This window comes from Rhodococcus ruitaii (assembly GCF_055230935.1).
On the sequence record NZ_JBUYWC010000014.1, the window covers coordinates 44,056 to 60,048 of the forward strand.

General features: G+C 66.6%; 14 protein-coding genes. 1 reads left to right on the forward strand and 13 read right to left on the reverse strand.

Annotation, left to right across the window (positions count from 1 at the left end):
- Positions 1–170: 170 nt before the first annotated feature.
- The 13 genes from ACZI8W_RS18390 to mftE form a co-directional block, all read right to left on the reverse strand.
- Positions 171–1,829 (reverse strand): AMP-binding protein, encoded by a 1,659-nt coding sequence (locus ACZI8W_RS18390; protein WP_463369954.1) that lies wholly within the window; start codon positions 1,827–1,829, stop codon positions 171–173.
- A 128-nt stretch (positions 1,830–1,957) separates the two neighbouring features.
- Positions 1,958–3,343, reverse strand: coding sequence for an MFS transporter (locus tag ACZI8W_RS18395; protein WP_463369955.1), 1,386 nt, complete (start codon positions 3,341–3,343; stop codon positions 1,958–1,960).
- A 152-nt stretch (positions 3,344–3,495) separates the two neighbouring features.
- Positions 3,496–4,044 carry a hypothetical protein gene (locus tag ACZI8W_RS18400; protein ID WP_463369956.1) on the reverse strand — a complete coding sequence of 183 codons (549 nt, stop codon included), beginning with the start codon at positions 4,042–4,044 and terminating at the stop codon, positions 3,496–3,498.
- Positions 4,045–4,135: 91 nt separating this feature from the next.
- Positions 4,136–4,909 carry an ethanolamine ammonia-lyase subunit EutC gene (gene eutC, locus ACZI8W_RS18405; protein ID WP_463369957.1) on the reverse strand — a complete coding sequence of 258 codons (774 nt, stop codon included), beginning with the start codon at positions 4,907–4,909 and terminating at the stop codon, positions 4,136–4,138.
- Complete coding sequence (locus tag ACZI8W_RS18410) at positions 4,906–6,321, reverse strand: ethanolamine ammonia-lyase subunit EutB (protein ID WP_463369958.1); 1,416 nt, start codon at positions 6,319–6,321, stop codon at positions 4,906–4,908. The genes eutC and ACZI8W_RS18410 overlap by 4 nt, the downstream gene beginning before the upstream one ends.
- A gap of 34 nt (positions 6,322–6,355) precedes the next feature.
- The gene (locus tag ACZI8W_RS18415; RefSeq protein WP_463369959.1) at positions 6,356–6,685 is read right to left on the reverse strand and encodes a nucleotidyltransferase family protein; all 330 of its coding nucleotides are present in this window, start codon (positions 6,683–6,685) and stop codon (positions 6,356–6,358) included.
- Positions 6,686–6,841: 156 nt separating this feature from the next.
- The gene (locus ACZI8W_RS18420) at positions 6,842–7,030 is read right to left on the reverse strand and encodes a hypothetical protein (RefSeq protein ID WP_463369960.1); all 189 of its coding nucleotides are present in this window, start codon (positions 7,028–7,030) and stop codon (positions 6,842–6,844) included.
- A 533-nt stretch (positions 7,031–7,563) separates the two neighbouring features.
- On the reverse strand, positions 7,564–8,097 hold the full coding sequence (locus tag ACZI8W_RS18425) for a DUF779 domain-containing protein (RefSeq protein ID WP_463369961.1): 534 nt from the start codon (positions 8,095–8,097) through the stop codon (positions 7,564–7,566).
- 104 nt (positions 8,098–8,201) lie between these two features.
- Entirely contained in the window at positions 8,202–9,725 is a 1,524-nt protein-coding gene (gene adh, locus ACZI8W_RS18430; protein WP_463369962.1) for an aldehyde dehydrogenase, read from the reverse strand.
- 84 nt (positions 9,726–9,809) lie between these two features.
- The gene (locus ACZI8W_RS18435; RefSeq protein ID WP_463369963.1) at positions 9,810–11,108 is read right to left on the reverse strand and encodes a transcriptional regulator; all 1,299 of its coding nucleotides are present in this window, start codon (positions 11,106–11,108) and stop codon (positions 9,810–9,812) included.
- A 99-nt stretch (positions 11,109–11,207) separates the two neighbouring features.
- A complete protein-coding gene (mftG, locus tag ACZI8W_RS18440; RefSeq protein ID WP_463369964.1) occupies positions 11,208–12,686 on the reverse strand; it encodes a mycofactocin dehydrogenase MftG in 1,479 nt (492 codons plus the stop codon).
- 1 nt (position 12,687) lies between these two features.
- On the reverse strand, positions 12,688–14,106 hold the full coding sequence (gene mftF, locus ACZI8W_RS18445) for a mycofactocin biosynthesis glycosyltransferase MftF (RefSeq protein ID WP_463369965.1): 1,419 nt from the start codon (positions 14,104–14,106) through the stop codon (positions 12,688–12,690).
- Complete coding sequence (mftE, locus tag ACZI8W_RS18450) at positions 14,103–14,789, reverse strand: mycofactocin biosynthesis peptidyl-dipeptidase MftE (RefSeq protein WP_463369966.1); 687 nt, start codon at positions 14,787–14,789, stop codon at positions 14,103–14,105. Before mftE ends, mftF begins: the two co-directional genes overlap by 4 nt.
- Before the next feature lie 120 nt (positions 14,790–14,909).
- Between mftE and ACZI8W_RS18455 the strand changes: the two genes are divergently transcribed.
- The gene (locus tag ACZI8W_RS18455; RefSeq protein ID WP_463369967.1) at positions 14,910–15,890 is read left to right on the forward strand and encodes a GNAT family N-acetyltransferase; all 981 of its coding nucleotides are present in this window, start codon (positions 14,910–14,912) and stop codon (positions 15,888–15,890) included.
- Positions 15,891–15,993: the final 103 nt, after the last annotated feature.

Genomic DNA, 15,993 nt, shown 5'->3' on the forward strand with positions numbered 1-15,993 from the left:
CGTCCTCCGTTGGCTCGCTGTCATTCGGTGCATCTCTCGGACACGCAGGGGGCGACAGCGCACTCGGCCACGGCAGTCATACGAACCTCCATAAGTAGTGTGACACGAGTCATACTCCCTCGGAGGGGCGTCCCCGAACTGTCCAAGATGTGGACACCGCCGCAGCGGGTTCACGTCCGATCTGCCTCCTCGAGGAGGGCGACCGACACCTCACGCATCTCGACCTTGCGGATCTTGCCGGTGACCGTCATGGGGAACTCGTCGACGACGTGGACATAGCGCGGGACCTTGTAGTGCGCGAGTTTGCCGGTGCAGAATTCGCGCAGCGCGTCCGCGTCGAGCGCATCGGCCCCCTCACGCAGGCGCACCCACACCATCAGTTCCTCGCCGTACTTCGCGTCCGGAACACCCACGACCTGGGCATCGAGGATGTCGGGGTGCGTGTAGAGAAATTCTTCGACCTCACGGGGGTAGATGTTCTCGCCGCCGCGGATCACCATGTCCTTGATCCGGCCCGTCACCGACACGTACCCCTCGGAGTCCATCGAACCGATGTCGCCCGTGTGCATCCAACGAGCAGAATCGATTGCGTCGGCGGTCTTGTCACTGTCGTTCCAGTAGCCGAGCATCACCGAATAGCCCCTGGTACACAACTCCCCCGGCTCACCGCGCGGCACGGTCAACCCGGTCGCCGGATCGACGATCTTGACCTCGATGTGCGGCCCCGCCCTCCCCACGGTGGATACGCGCTGCTCGATGGTGTCGTCGCTGCGGGTCTGCAGCGACACCGGCGAGGTCTCGGTCATCCCGTAGCAGATGGATACCTCGGCCATCCCCATCTGTTCGATGACATGCTTCATCACCTCGACCGGGCACGGCGAACCGGCCATGATGCCGGTGCGCAGACTCGACAGGTCAACGGTCTCGAACGACGGGTCGGCGAGTTCGGCGATGAACATCGTCGGCACGCCGTACAGCGACGTGCAGCGTTCTTCGGCGACGGCCGCAAGGGTGGCGGTCGGATCGAACGCCGGCGCGGGAATCACCATGGTCGCACCGTGACTCGTGCACGCGAGGTTACCCATGACCATGCCGAAGCAATGGTAGAACGGCACGGGAATGCACACCTTGTCCCGCTCGGTGTAGTGGCACAGTTCCCCGACGAAGAATCCGTTGTTGAGAATGTTGTGGTGACTGAGGGTGGCCCCTTTCGGGAACCCGGTGGTTCCTGACGTGTACTGGATGTTGATCGGGTCGTCGGGCGAGAGTTCCTTGCCGGCTGCGACGAGCGCCGACCGATCGGCGTCCAGCGCCGCGCGGCCGGCGGCGCCGAGCTCGTCCCACTCCGAGCGACCGATCAGCACGACCTGCTCGAGGTCTGGGCACTCGCCGCGCACCTGACCGATCATCGCGGCGTAGTCGGAGGTCTTGAACTCCGGTGCGGAGATCAGCATCCGGATGCCCGCCTGCGCGAGCACGTACTGCAGTTCGTGCGAGCGATACGCGGGGTTGATGTTGACGAGCACGGCGCCGATCTTGGCGGTGGCGTACTGCACGAACGCCCATTCGGCACAGTTGGGAGCCCAGATTCCCACGCGGTCGCCTTTGCCGATGCCCGCACGCAGCAGTCCGAGGGCCAGAGCGTCGACCTCGGTGGCGAACTCGGAATATGTCCAGCGCCGGCCTGTGGCTCGTTCTACGAGCGCGTCCCGGTCGCCGTGCCTGGCGACGGTGCGGTCGAGGTTGTCGCCGATGGTGTCGCCCAGCAGCGGAACATCCCCTATCCCAGAGTCGTAGCTTGGTACTGCGGGGGTGGCGATGCCGGTCATGATGAATCTCCTGCGGTGGTCGCGGCCGGACAGACGAGTTCTTCCACCATCGTCGTCTTTTCTCGGCTCAGGTGTGCGGATTCTGGACAGCTGCCGAGGCAGAAGCGGAAGGCGCCTTCCGCCCGCTCCTACAGCGCTCGGTCGCGGGTTTCGACGAGAGCCGCGGTGCAGACGAGGCTCACGAGGCCGATCACCATGAGCATGATGCCGATCGCGATACCGCCGTACGCGGCGGCGAGCGGTGCAGCGATCATCGGCGGGATGGCGCCACCGAGCACACCGGCGAGGTTGTAGCCGAGTCCCGCGCCGGTGTAGCGGTACCGGGTGTGGAACATCTCCGGCAGCAGCGCACCGCACGGGCCGTAGGCGATACCGAAGATCGCGAGGGTGACCATCATGCCGACGACGAACGCGACCGGGGAGCCGGTATCGAGCAGCGGGAACAGTGCGAGCGCCCAGAGGACGGAGAAGGCGCACGACACCATGATCACGCGCCGCCGCCCGAACCGATCGGAGTAGAGCGCGGACAGCACGATCGCCGCGCCGAAGACCACCGATGATGCGATTCCCACCGTCAGGACGAACGGCCGGTCGAAGCCGAGGGTCGACGTCGCGTAGCTCGTGAGGTAGGCGGTACCCATGTAGAAGAAGGCGAACATAATCGCGAGGGCACCAGCTGAGAGGAGGATTTCCTTGGTCTGGTGGCGCAGCGCATCCAGGAACGGCAGGGTGCGCTTCTGCACGGGTTCGGCAGCGCGGGCTTCTGTCTCGGCGCGGAACACCGGTGTCTCCTCGATCGCGAGGCGCATGTAGAGGCCGACCGCGACGAGCACGATGCTGAACAGGAACGGGATCCGCCATCCGTAGTTGAGGAACGCCTCGTTGGTGTCGCCGAGTGCAAGTCCGGTGAAGAGGAACGTTCCGCTCGAGAGCGCGAAGGCAATGGCCGGGCCGAGCTGCGGGAACATCGCGTAGAGGCCGCGCTTGCCCGGTGGCGCGTACTCGGCGGTGAGCAATGTGGCACCGGCCCACTCGCCCCCGACCGCGAAGCCCTGCGCGAAGCGCAGGAGCACCAGGATGATCGGCGCTGCCACACCGATGGTCTCGGCGCCGGGGAGCAGGCCGATGAGCAGGGTCGCGATGCCCATGAGGAGCAATGTGGAGACGAGGGTCTTCTTGCGGCCGATTCGGTCACCGAAATGACCGAAGAGCATGGCTCCGACCGGGCGGGCGATGAAGGCCACGGCAAATGTCGCGAACGACGCAACCGTGCCCGCGGTCGCACCGAGCGCCGGAAAGAACACAGTGGGAAACACGAGCGCTGCGGCAGTGCCGTAGATGAAGAAATCGTAGAACTCGATCGTTGTGCCCATGCAGCTTGCAATAGCGACACGGCGTATGCCCGGCCCTCCGGTGTTGCCGGGGGGTGCTGTTGCGGCGGGGCCGGGATGCCCGGCTCCCGCCGCCTGCTCCACTGGGGGTTCGCCTGCCCCTGGTGTCGACACAGTGGTCACGTGGATCCTCCGTTGTCCGTCCTGACCGCGGTCCGATACGTCGCCGCGGATTGGAAGGAAAACTAGTGACCTGCCTCACCCCGCCACCACCCCCGAAAGAGGGTGATCGTGAGGGGAATCACATAGTGTGCCGAACGAACTATTCTGCGGGGTCAGTTCCCGGATGCGCCTTCGAGCTCCGCGCGCATCTCCCGCCACACCGTCGCGTACGAGTCGATGTTGCCTGCGGTCGCCCACGCCAGCGAGCCGCCCTTGACCTTCTCGAGCGCTTCCGCGAACAGATCCTGGTACCGCGACAGACGCGGAACGAATGCGGACACGTCGTCGAACAGATTCTGTGCCTTCCGGTCGAGGCCGATCAACTCGTCGAGGAAGCCGTCGGAGTCCGGGTCCTCGAGCAGCTTCGTCAGCGTCTCGTCGAGCGGGCCGAACTGCTCGAACAATTCCGCGATGGAATCCTCGTCGATGGACACCCGTTCCGCGTCGAGCTGGTCGGACAGTTCCGCGAACCCTTTGTCGGTCAGCGCGACACCACCGTCGGACGACGCGGCCTTGCCCTGGTCGACGAGCGCGGAGAGCGCCGCCTGACCCGACGACACCGATACACCCAGGTGTGCGGCCAGCACCTCCGCCGTGACCTGCTTCTTCAACCGCACCGCCTGCAGCAGTGCCAACTCGTCCACGTTGCCCGCGAAGGCCATCTCTCACTCCTCGTCGCCCCCGGCGGGGCCGAAACCGCGCGGGCGGAGCCCGCATCGCCTACCGAACCGGGATCGGTCCGCGTCTCGATTCTCACCCATCGAGTTCACGGCCGGGGTCGCCACCCTCCACCCTGTTCCGAGCACCGACGTCTTTGAGCTCTATACCCGAGCGCCCCAGCTGCCGTGCACCGCCGATCAGGCTCGCCACTACCCGCGCTGCCTGCGAGTAGCCGAGACCGTGCGGTGGGTGCACGTTCGACACGCAGTTCCGCTCGGAATCCGCGCGGCCGGGCCGAGGCCGGTGTGTGAGGTACACGCCGAGGCTGTCGGTGAACGACAGCCCCGGTCGCTCCCCGATGAGCACCACCACCGTCTGCACGGCGAGCATCGCACCGATGTGGTCGCCGAGCGCGACCCGCGCCGATGTCGCGATGACCGGGGGTGCAACCGACAGGTGACGCGGCAGCGCGTCCATGATCGCCCGGGCGGTCGGCACTCCGTGCTCTTCGAGCGCACGGGCCGAAAGACCGTCGGCGAGAACGAGTCCGATGTCGGCCCCGGACACGGGAAGCTGCGTGAGATCGGACGGGAGGCGCCCGCGATCGGGTCGACGCAAATATTCACTGCGGTCGCGGGCGCGGCTCTCCACGGCCAGTGGAGAACCCAGGTTCGCCTGCTCCACCATGTGCGCGAACTCGGTGACGTCGAGTTGCCGGTGGACGGCGTCGCGGGCCGCGGCGTGCGCGGCTCGAAGCTCGAGGAGCCTGACGGTAGGGAGCGCGTCGCCGACACGTCCGAGTCCGATGCGTGCACGTGTCGAGGTGCGCAGCGTCGTCCAGAAGTCGTCCGGACCGATCGCACTCAAACCATGCCTCCGGCAAGCGCCCGCAGCGGCGACGACGCCACATCGACGGGGAGAAGACGGCCGGCGCCGTCGGCCATGCCGAGACCCTGCAACCACGATTCGAACTCCGGCGCAGACCGGAGTCCGAGGACGCGCCGCGCGTACAGCGCGTCGTGGAACGACAGGGATTGGTATCCGAGCATCACGTCATCGGCGCCGGGCACCGTGATCACGAACGACACCCGGGCGACGCCGAGGAGCGTGAGCAACGAGTCCATGTCGTCTTGATCGGCTTCGGCGTGATTGGTGTAGCACACGTCGACGCCCATCGGCAGGCCCAGCAACTTGCCGCAGAAGTGGTCTTCGAGGCCTGCCCGGATGATCTGCTTGCCGTCGTAGAGGTATTCGGGGCCTATGAACCCGACGACGGTGTTGACGAGCAACGGATCGAACGCACGCGCCACCGCGTATGTACGGGCTTCGAGGGTCTGCTGATCGACGGGCCGGCCATCGGTGCCGAGGTGTGCACCGGCGGATAGCGCCGACCCCTGCCCGGTCTCGAAGTACATGACATTGTCGCCGACGGTCCCGCGTGCCAGCGACCTGCCCGCCGCGTTCGCCTCCCCGAGCAGATCCAAGTTCACTCCGAAGCCCGTGTTGGCGCCCTGGGTTCCCGCGATCGACTGGAACACCAGGTCGACGGGTGCACCGGCCTCGATCAGGCCGACGGTGGTGGTGACATGCGAGAGCACGCACGATTGCATCGGGATGCCGAACCGTGTGCGGATGTCGTCGAGCAGGTGCAGCAACTCCGACGTCGCCTGTGGTGAGTCGGTCGCGGGATTGATGCCGATGACCGCGTCGCCGCACCCCAGGAGCAGTCCGTCGAGGGTCGCTGCGGCGATTCCTCGCGGATCGTCGGTGGGATGGTTGGGTTGCAGGCGGGTCGCGAGGCGTCCGGGCAACCCGATGGTGGTGCGGAACGCCGACGTCACCTCGACCGCGCGGGCGACCGCAACGAGATCCTGATTCGACATGAGTTTGCTGACGGCCGCAACCATTTCGGGTGTCATCCCCTGTGAGACTGCCGCGAATGCGGCAGCGGCGCCGGGGCGGGAAGCTGTGTCGAGCAGCCAGTCACGCAGGTCGCCGACGGTCAGATGCGACACCGGCCGGTAGGCGTCACCGTCGTGACCGTCGAGAATGAGCCGGGTGACCTCGTCGGTCTCGTACGGCACCACGGGCTCAGTGAGGAACGTGTCGAGGGGAACGTCGGCGAGCGCCCACTGCGCGGCGACGCGTTCGGTGCCCGACTCGGCGGCGCACCCGGCGAGTTCGTCACCGGATCTGCGCGGGGTCGCCTTCGCGAGGAGGTCGACGATGCCGTGGAACTCGTACGTGGTCCCTGTGAGCTGCTGCCGGTATTTCGTCATCGACACCTCCGAGCTCGACTGCACTATGGACTGACTATTCCACGCCCGGACCAACCGGGCGGCCCCACGAACTGCGACGAACGAGGTCACGAACGTGAAAGGGGTCGTGAGGGGCGTAGACCTCGGGATATCCGCCGGACCTTCGTGTGATGCCGAAGCAGCATGTGGTGGACGCGAAGTGGTCGATAGCGTCTGCGCTGCTCGTGAACGGCGTGGCCGTCTCCTTCCAGGACGTCAGCTCGGCGATCGCCAGGTGCGGCTGGTCGGTGGAGAACGAGGCGCGCGCCGCATCCACGAGGTCCCGCGCACAAGACTCCCGATCGCCGGGCGACACGGCGAGCATCCACGGGAAGGCCCCAGCCATGCGCTCGGTGAGCGAGCAGCTGTCGGCGAGGATGACGGTGAGTGAGCTGTGTGGTCCAGCAGCCGCGAGAAGCCCGCGGCCTCGCGCTGCGACATCAGGACCAGCGCCTCACCGTCGCAGCGGGCCACCGTGACGGGGCGCACCCATCACTTGCTGTCAATCGGGATCGGTGTCCTCGTTGAAATCGCCCAGGTGCACGGATGCACCACGTCTGTCCTCGCTGGCGAGAACATCAGGCAGCAAGTCCGCCATCCCCTTCGGCCGCACCGTTTCCTCCGTGACGGCCAACTCCTCCACCGTCCACCAGCGGTGGCCGTAGCGCGCCTCGACGTTGTCGATCCGCATCTGCGCTACCTCCGTGGCGGTGATCCGGCCGAGTCTGTACTCCTCGTACTGATCGAAGTGCTTGCAGCAGGATGGGATCGTAAGACCGCCCGGAACCGCTCGACGCCGGGATACAGTTCGCCGAGCGATTCGATAGCGAACCCGATCGACCGATAGAAGCCGACAGCGTCTCGGTCGTCTGGCAGTAGCCGACGACGCCGACCAGTGAACCCTCGGCGAACGCCGCGGCCAGTTCGGCCGAACCGGCGCTGTAGCGGGCTCGAGCACGGCCGAGTCGATCGGGGTCCGAACCTCCGACTGCAAGCGCCAGAAGGTCGCAGACCTCGCCCACATCCACACCCACCGGCTCGACAGCGACAACAGCCGGCACACGGTCGACCAGACTTCGTGTCAGCTGCCCCGATCCGGCACCGAGCTCGAGGACGCGTCCCACCCCGACCGGTGTCAGCCATTCCACGGCGCGCGCCGTCCGGATGCGATATCGGAAATGAAAAAGCCAGCCCACCTGTGGAGGAGCCCAGGCCTCGTCGACGCTATGCGGGCGGCACCACGCCCGGCACCGGGCACGCATCCGAGGCGGTCGCCACCACGAGTGCTTCGGCCGCCGGCTCGGGGCGGGATCCGGCAGCCCACTGCTTGCCGAGCAGGAGCGGTTCACCAGCGAGCGACGCATCCTCCTCGGGAGTGAAAGCGCGGCCTCGACTGAGAAAACGCAGGCCTTCTGGCGCTTCGAGACTGAAACCGGAACCACGACCGGGCACCACGTCGAGCACCAGTTGCGTGTGCTTCCACGCATCGAACTGGGAGCCCGAGATCCACACCGGCACTGCGCTCTTCCCCGACGGTAGATCCGGTGCGGTCTCCCCCACCGCGAGCCGCAGGTCGAGGAGCCCGAGTAGCACATCACGGTCTCCGACGATGAAATCACCGGCCGGATAACACATCGGTGCAGAGCCGTCGCAGCAGCCGCCCGACTGGTGCATCATCAGCGGACCGTTCCGGTCCGACAGACGCCGGAGGAGGTCGACGGCATCTTCGGTTGCGACGATGCGAAGTGGTGCGGACATGGCGTGGTAGACCTTCCCGTCACCGAGCGAATGTATCCCTGGTTCGACTGAACGAGACGAAGGGTACATTCGCTCGGACTCGGTTGGCGGTTATCAGGGCGGGATCAGAAGAAGCCTTGGGCCTTCGGGGCGTAGGACACCAAGAGGTTCTTCGTCTGCTGGTAGTGATCGAGCATCATGTGATGGTTCTCGCGACCGATGCCCGACTGCTTGTAGCCACCGAACGCGGCGTGCGCCGGGTACTGGTGGTAGGTGTTCGTCCACACCCGACCCGCCTGGATAGCCCGGCCGGCACGGTAGGCGACGCCGCCGTCGCGCGACCACACGCCCGCGCCGAGACCGTACAACGTGTCGTTGGCGATCTTGATCGCGTCGTCGAAGTCGCCGAACGACGTGACCGACACGACCGGGCCGAAGATCTCCTCCTGGAAGATGCGCATCGAATTGTCGCCTTGGAAGATCGTCGGCTGCACGTAGTAGCCACCCGACAGATCGCCGCCGAGGTCGGCGCGCTCACCACCGGTGATGACCTTGGCGCCCTCACTCTTGCCGATCTCGATGTACGACAGGATCTTCTCGAGCTGGTCGTTCGACGCCTGCGCGCCGATCATCGTGTCGGTATCGAGCGGGTCGCCCTGACGCACGGCTTTGGTGCGGACTGCAGCCAGCGAGAGGAAGTCGTCGAAGATGTCCTTCTGGATCAGCGCACGCGACGGGCACGTGCAGACTTCACCCTGGTTGAGGGCGAACATTGTGAAACCCTCGAGCGCCTTGTCCTGGTAGTCGTCGTTCGCCGACAGGACATCGGAGAAGAAGATGTTGGGGCTCTTACCGCCGAGTTCGAGGGTGACGGGAATCAGGTTCTGCGATGCGTACTGCATGATCAGGCGCCCGGTGGTGGTTTCGCCGGTGAAGGCGATCTTGCGGATGCGAGGGCTCGACGCGAGCGGCTTGCCTGCCTCGACACCGAACCCGTTGACGATGTTCAGCACACCCGGGGGCAGCAGGTCGCCGATGATCGAGATCAGGTGAAGGATCGACGCGGGCGTCTGCTCGGCCGGCTTGAGCACGATCGCGTTACCGGCGGCCAGGGCGGGGGCGAGCTTCCACACGGCCATGAGGATCGGGAAGTTCCACGGAATGATCTGGCCGACGACACCGAGCGGCTCGTGGAAATGGTAGGCGACGGTCTCGGTGTTGATCTCGGAGATCGAACCTTCTTGCGCACGAATGGCACCCGCGAAGTAGCGGAAGTGGTCGATCGCAAGCGGGATGTCGGCGTTGAGAGTCTCGCGGATCGGCTTGCCGTTGTCCCACGATTCCGCCAGCGCGATGGATTCGAGGTTCTGCTCGATGCGGTCGGCGATCTTGTTGAGGATCACGGCGCGCTCGGCGGGCGACGTCTTGCCCCATGCCGGAGCGGCGGCGTGGGCGGCATCGAGCGCGAGCTCGATGTCCTCTTCGGTACCGCGGGCAACCTCGGTGAACACCTGACCGGTTACCGGGGTGACGTTCTCGAAGTACTCCCCCTTCACGGGTGCAACCCACTGGCCGCCGATCCAGTTCTCGTAGCGGGACTGGAAAGACATGATGGCGTCGGCTGAACCGGGGCGGGCGTACACGGTCATGATGCGTCTCCTCTTACGTCGTGCATCCTGGTCGAGTGATGCGACTCACTGTGACTCGAGACACTAGAAGCGTCGAGGTTGCAACTACGTTGCGAGCGTCCTGTCCAACCGCTCGATCTTCGCCTTCACCTGCGCGAACTGCGGCGATGCGGGATCCAGGGTGGTCAGGTACGCCGACCACGCCGTCAGATCGTCGCGTCCGTGGATCGACGCCGTCCACCGCGCCAGCAGCTGTTCGTCACCGCTACGCAGCAGTGCCGCCTGCACCCTGGCGCGCAGGTCGTCCCGAATCTCCTCGACAGCCGGCGCATCGGAGCCGGGCAGCACCGGGCCACTGTAGAGACGGATGGCGGTGTCGACATCCCCGCGATCGAGCGCATGGCGCACGTCCGCGACGTCGCTGTCCAGATCTGTCAACAGCCGGTACGGGCGCGACCCCAGGTGCTCCGGACCGAGCACCTTACGCAAGCGAGACATTTCCGCCCGAATCGTCACAGAGTCGAGTTCGGCTTCGTCGAGGAGGACCGCGAGGCGATCCGAGCTCGAGCCCTCTGGATGTTCGGTGAGAATCAGCAGGATCTCCGCGTGCCGTTGCGACAGTGGGATGCGGTCGCCGGCGCGCCGGAGCGACGGACGGCCCGATCCGAATGTCTCGAGCCGCGGCGCCGACGAAGCGAACAGGTGCGGCGAGTTCACCAGGTGCAGCCGCAACTCGGCTTCGGCCGCAGCCACGGTTGCCCGAACGAGTTGCAGGACTTCCGGGACCGCTACCCGCGAGCCGCCGGTGATGTCGATGGCCCCGAGGATCCGGCCGCTGGCCGGGTCGTGCACGGGCGCGGCCGAGCAACTCCAGTCGTGCACCGTGCGGTTGAAGTGCTCGGCAGCGAAGATCTGCACCGAGTGGTCCAGTGCCAGAGCGGTTCCCGGCGCATTGGTACCCACACGATCTTCACTCCAGTCTGCACCCTCGACGAAGCTCATGGTCTGTGCGCGGTCGCGCGCGGCGTGGTCCCCCTCCACCCACAGCAACCTGCCCTGTTCGTCGCTGATGGCGACGAGCAGACCGCTGTCGGCGGCGTCCTCGACGAGCAGCGAGCGGATGACCGGCCGGATCAGGGCCATCGGGTGGCCGGCGCGGTACTGCTCGAGATCATGGCCTGTGAGCAGCGCGGGCTGTGCAACCAGATCGGGGTCGATACCCCTGTGCAGGCTGCGGAGCCATGAGTCGTGGACGACCGATCGCACTCCGTCGGGGCGTCCGCCCACTGATTCACCGACGACCGTGCCGTGTGCCCGGAGCACCGCCCGCGCGTGAGCAGCTGCGTCTTCACCCGGGCGCAGCGCCACCCAGGGGTTGGTCGTCGCGGTCCCATGATCGGTCATCGGGCGGCATCCTCCATGAGGACACTGTAGTCCGTATCACACTGCAGTTCGTATCACACCCACCGTGGCGCGGCCCGTGCGCGCTTCCGGTGGCAGGAACTACCAGAAGCGCGCACGGGTGGCGATACGGTGGGCGAGCATCACAGCCGTCGCGTGCGGGCCGCGGCTCGGAACCTCGGGAAACACGGAGGTATCGACAACGCTCAGCCCCTCGACGCCGTGGACTCGGCATCTCTCGTCGACCACGGCGTTCTCGTCGCTTCCCATTCGACACGTGCCGGACAGGTGCAGCGATGTCCCGAGGTGGGAAGTGAGCCACCCGTCGCTCGGCTCTTCCCGCCCGGACGCGACAGCGACGCTGCCGGGTGCCACGACGTCGGTCATGGCCGAGAGCAGCGATGTTGCCAGGCGGACACCGTCGCGCACCGCACCGCGGTCGTCGGGATGCGCGAGGTAGCGGTAGTCGAGGACGGGCGGCGCCGACGGATTCTGCGGATCGAGCACCACCCTTCCGCGACTGCGGGGGCGCGTGAGCACGACACCGAGCACCGGATCGGCGACACCACTGCCGGGGATCGCCACACCGAACGGCACCGTGTACGCGCGCAATTCGAGGGTGCCGGTATGCAGCACGGTTTCAAGCACCGGTGCCGGTGCGGGAAGCCCGCGCCGATATCGGTACGGCACAGTAATTTCCGGGTGGTCACCGAATCCGTCACCCACTCCCGCGAGGTCGTGCGCAACGCCGACTCCCAGGCTCCGCAGCTGCGACGCCGGTCCGATTCCCGACAACATCAGGAGCTGCGGTGAGCACACCGCGCCCGCACACACGATGACGTGGTCGGCTTCGATCCGGTGGACGTTCGCACCGACGGCGATCTCCACCCCGGTTGCCCGCCCCTTCGACACGACGATCCGGAGCACCCGTGCCCCGGTCTGCACCGTCAGGTTGGGCCGGTCCATCGCGGGGACGAGATACGCGAGGCCGGGTCCGTGACGTACGCCGTCGCGGACATTCATCGGCACATGGCCGACCCCCACCGGTCCAGGTGCGTTGAGGTCGTCCACCGGGTGGTGCCCCGCTGCCACAGCTGCGGCGTGGAATTCGGCCGACACCGGATGGAGCCGCTCGGGCGGAGTCCGCCTGACCGGGATGGGTCCGTCGCTGCCGTGTATGCCGCCGACGAAGTCGATATCCGTTTCGATTGCCCGAAAGTACGGGAGCACCTCGTCGTACGACCAGGACCGCGGCCAGCGCTCGAAATCGTCGGGGCGTGCACGGACGAAGTACGCACCGTTGACAGCGCCGGAACCACCGAGCCCCCGGCCCCGCACCACCGTCGCGTCGCGCCCCTCCGTGAGGTGCGCGGAATAGGCTGCGGTCCACTCACTCCCGGGTCCGACCGGGAGCACTGCAGGATCACGCAATTCCGACGGAAGCGTGGGCCCCGGTTGGTACCCCCGTCCGGCTTCGAGCAGCAACACCGACCGGCCGGGATCACCACTCAGCGTCGCAGCGATCACGCTGCCGCAACTGCCACCGCCGATCACCACGACGTCGGCACGCTGCGGGAGCATGTCAGTTCCGGATGTCAGGGATCAGCGCCGATGGATCGCGGGCGTCGAACGCACCTTTCCACAGGCCGGCTCCGTAGGCAAGGTCGTCGAGTCGTTTGTACAGCACGTAGCGGATCGGATCGATCCCGCCGTCCTCGCGATGGCCTATCCAATCCCAGATACCCTCAGCCACAGCGAAAGCCAGCACAGCTCGTCGAACCTTCGACGAGAACAGTGACGCGACCAGGGTCACCGGCCAGTAGTGCCGGCACGCCGCCGACGCAACCTGCCACAGACCTCCGGCGAATCCCTGGGCGGTGAGGACCGCGGCGATCCGTGTCGGCTGATCGAGTTCCGCGAACATCCGGCGCAATCGCACGAGCGTCACCACTTGGGTCAGCAGCGCTCCCACCACACCGATCCGAGTGAAGGTCGCCAGCGCGAGACATGCGAGCAGAGTCCAGATCGACATCACCACCGGGGGCACCGAACCCTGGTGCCGGGCGGCCAACGGAGCAGCACCCGTTCCGTAGAATGCCTTGCGGGTGATCCAGTCTCGAAACTTGGTCCGATGGTCGTGTGCAACGCGTGCGATGGGTTCGTACCGCAGCCGCCATCCGTCGGCCTGCAGTCGCCAGCACAGATCGACATCTTCCGCCACCTGCATCGACTCGTCGAATCCACCGCCCGCCTCGAGCGCGTGGCGGCGCACGAGCAGAGCCGCACTCGGTACGTACGAGACGGGGCCACCGGCGACCACCGCAGATTCACGTCGCCCCAGGTCCAGCGACGAGCGCGCGTGCTCATACCGTGCGAGCGCGCCGTTGTCCGGATCGAGTGCGACGATGCGCGGGGCCACGAGCGCGACGGCCGGATCACTGAAATGCCCGAGGCTCGCCTCGAGCCATCCGAGCCGAGGTACCACATCGGAGTCGAGAAAAGCCACGAATTCGGTTGATGTGTCGCGCAATCCGGTGTTCCGTGCGGCAGCGGGACCTCGCGACACATCGTGTCGAAGCACACGAACATTGCCGCTCTCGGGCGTCTTGATCGGAGTATCGGAGCCGTCGTCGACGACGACGACCTGGTGCCCGTGCAATGCGTGCAACAGCCGGCGCAAGCCCGCCTCGTTGTTCTTCGTGGGGATCACCACCGTCACGTCGGAGGTCGATGGCAACACGGTGGGGCGGGGGTTACCGACGCCGGAATCGAGCAATCGCCTCGCGACCACCGCCGTCTGCGAATCGACGACTTCGAGGAAATCTCCGTCGATCATGGCCGCAGCAGCGGGAGCGAGTTTGAGCATACGGGTGGGTGAACCACCGATCAGGACACGCCCGGCCGCGAACCTGCGCACGCGTGGATCGACACGCACCCCGAAGCCGTCGGGAAGCCTGGCCAGTCTGGTCTGCGCGACCCGTGGTGATGCCGCCTGACTCACCGAAGTCTCCCCTCCGTCCCCGGTTGCCACCGGGCGACCTGCGCGGTCGCCCGCTCCACCAGATTCACGAACAAGTCGGCCCCGAGTTCGGCGGTGGATCCGGCCGGATCACCCAGCACACCGTTCGCGGACACCGAAACGATACCGGCTTCACGCAGCCGCGGCATCAAGGTGCGGATCGGTTCGGTCGCACCGGCTGCAGCGCGGTCCATATCGACCATGTCGGGCGCGAGATGCAGCATCAAGCTCGTCTCGGTGATGCCCGCGTGCGCGTCGGATCCGGGAACCGCGCACGGCAACCACGCGACGTCCCGGCCCTCGTAGCGTAGCAGCGCGACCGCCTCGGCCAGTGGATAGGCATTGCCACCGTGACCGTTGACGAACAGAACCCGCTGCGCCCACCGGCACGCCGAGCGGCCGTACTCGACGAGCATCAGCTTCGTGACGTCGGCCCCGATCGACACCGTGCCCGGAAATCCCTCATGCTCCCCGCTGGCGCCGTACGCGAGCGGCGGGACGAGTGCGACGCCGGGCAGAGCCTCGGCGACAGCGACGGCAATTCGTGTGTCGGTATCGAGGGGCAGATGGGGTCCGTGTTGCTCGAACGCGCCCACCGGAACGGCAACCGTCACCGTGCCGGATTCGACGTCCGGCCAGAAGGCGGTGGCAAGCTCCCGTGTCATCGCTCCGATGCTAGGCGGTGGCGTGACCGACGCCGCATCCGGTCGATGACCAGGCATGATCAATTGCACGGACCGCGGTATGCGCGCCGGGCGCATCGGCCGGTGAGTACGCTTCGACAAGTGCAGATCGAACCTCGACCACTCGACGACCCGGAAGTCCGGGTGCTGATCGACGAAGTCCAGACCGAATACACCCGCCGCTACGGGGGCCCCGACGACACCGCCCTCGAACCTGGCGAGTTCACCGAGCCGAACGGACTGTTCCTGCTGGCACGCATCAGCGGCGCACCCGCGGCCATCGGTGGCTGGCGCGCGCACAGTTCCGCGCACCCGGGGCTGCGTGACGGCGACGCCGAGATCAAGCGGATGTACGTGCGGTCCGATGCACGGCGCCGCGGCATCGCACGGCGGGTACTCGACGCATTGGAACGCACCGCGGCCGACGCTGGTCGCCGGCGCATGGTCCTGGAGACGGGCACTGAGCAGCCCGAAGCAATCGCGATGTACGCGGCCGCTGGATACGACCCGATGCCCGAGCGTTACGGTCACTATGCCGACACGGACGTGGCGTTGTACTTCTGCAAAGACCTGCCGTCGATCCGCCGCGCCACCGAGCCCGAGCTGCCCGTCCTTCAGGACATCGAACGTGCCGCCGGACAACCGTTCACCCACATCGGGATGTCGGCGGTGGCGGACGACGAACCGCCCACGATCGCTGAGCTCCGAACCTATCTCGATGCTGCACGATGCTGGGTGCACGTCGACGAAGAGAACCACCCAGTAGGGTATCTCGTCGCTTCAGGCGTCGACGACGGAGTCCACATCGAACAGGTGTCGGTGCATCCGGATGCCGCTCGGCGCGGGGTGGGTCGAGCACTCATCGACCACGTCGCGGCAGGTGCCCGTGACCGCGGTTGCTCAGCAGTGACACTCACGACCTTCCGCGACGTCCCGTGGAACGCACCGTACTACGAGCGTCTCGGCTTCGCCGTCCTCGACGACTCGAGGCTCACACCCGAACTGAGGACGATCCTCGCCGACGAACGAGCGCGCAACATCGGGCAGTGGCCACGCGTCGCAATGCTGCGCGCGCTCGACTGATCGGCGCTACCACCCCGCCCGCGCCCGAATCTCGCACTATCGATCTGACGCCTCTTCGGCACCGCACTCCCTGTAGCGGTCCGAAATATCAGTAGGTGTCGCA

What these genes read in the sequence shown, in the direction of transcription:
- ACZI8W_RS18410 (WP_463369958.1), bottom strand. Translation starts at nt 6,321, where the DNA reads ATGACGAAATACCGGCAGCAGCTCACAGGGACCACGTACGAGTTCCAC.
- adh (WP_463369962.1), bottom strand. Translation starts at nt 9,725, where the DNA reads ATGACCGTGTACGCCCGCCCCGGTTCAGCCGACGCCATCATGTCTTTC.
- ACZI8W_RS18415 (WP_463369959.1), bottom strand. Translation starts at nt 6,685, where the DNA reads ATGGCTGGGGCCTTCCCGTGGATGCTCGCCGTGTCGCCCGGCGATCGG.
- ACZI8W_RS18425 (WP_463369961.1), bottom strand. Translation starts at nt 8,097, where the DNA reads ATGTCCGCACCACTTCGCATCGTCGCAACCGAAGATGCCGTCGACCTC.
- ACZI8W_RS18420 (WP_463369960.1), bottom strand. Translation starts at nt 7,030, where the DNA reads ATGCGGATCGACAACGTCGAGGCGCGCTACGGCCACCGCTGGTGGACG.
- mftE (WP_463369966.1), bottom strand. Translation starts at nt 14,789, where the DNA reads ATGACACGGGAGCTTGCCACCGCCTTCTGGCCGGACGTCGAATCCGGC.
- ACZI8W_RS18390 (WP_463369954.1), bottom strand. Translation starts at nt 1,829, where the DNA reads ATGACCGGCATCGCCACCCCCGCAGTACCAAGCTACGACTCTGGGATA.
- ACZI8W_RS18435 (WP_463369963.1), bottom strand. Translation starts at nt 11,108, where the DNA reads ATGACCGATCATGGGACCGCGACGACCAACCCCTGGGTGGCGCTGCGC.
- ACZI8W_RS18400 (WP_463369956.1), bottom strand. Translation starts at nt 4,044, where the DNA reads ATGGCCTTCGCGGGCAACGTGGACGAGTTGGCACTGCTGCAGGCGGTG.
- mftG (WP_463369964.1), bottom strand. Translation starts at nt 12,686, where the DNA reads ATGCTCCCGCAGCGTGCCGACGTCGTGGTGATCGGCGGTGGCAGTTGC.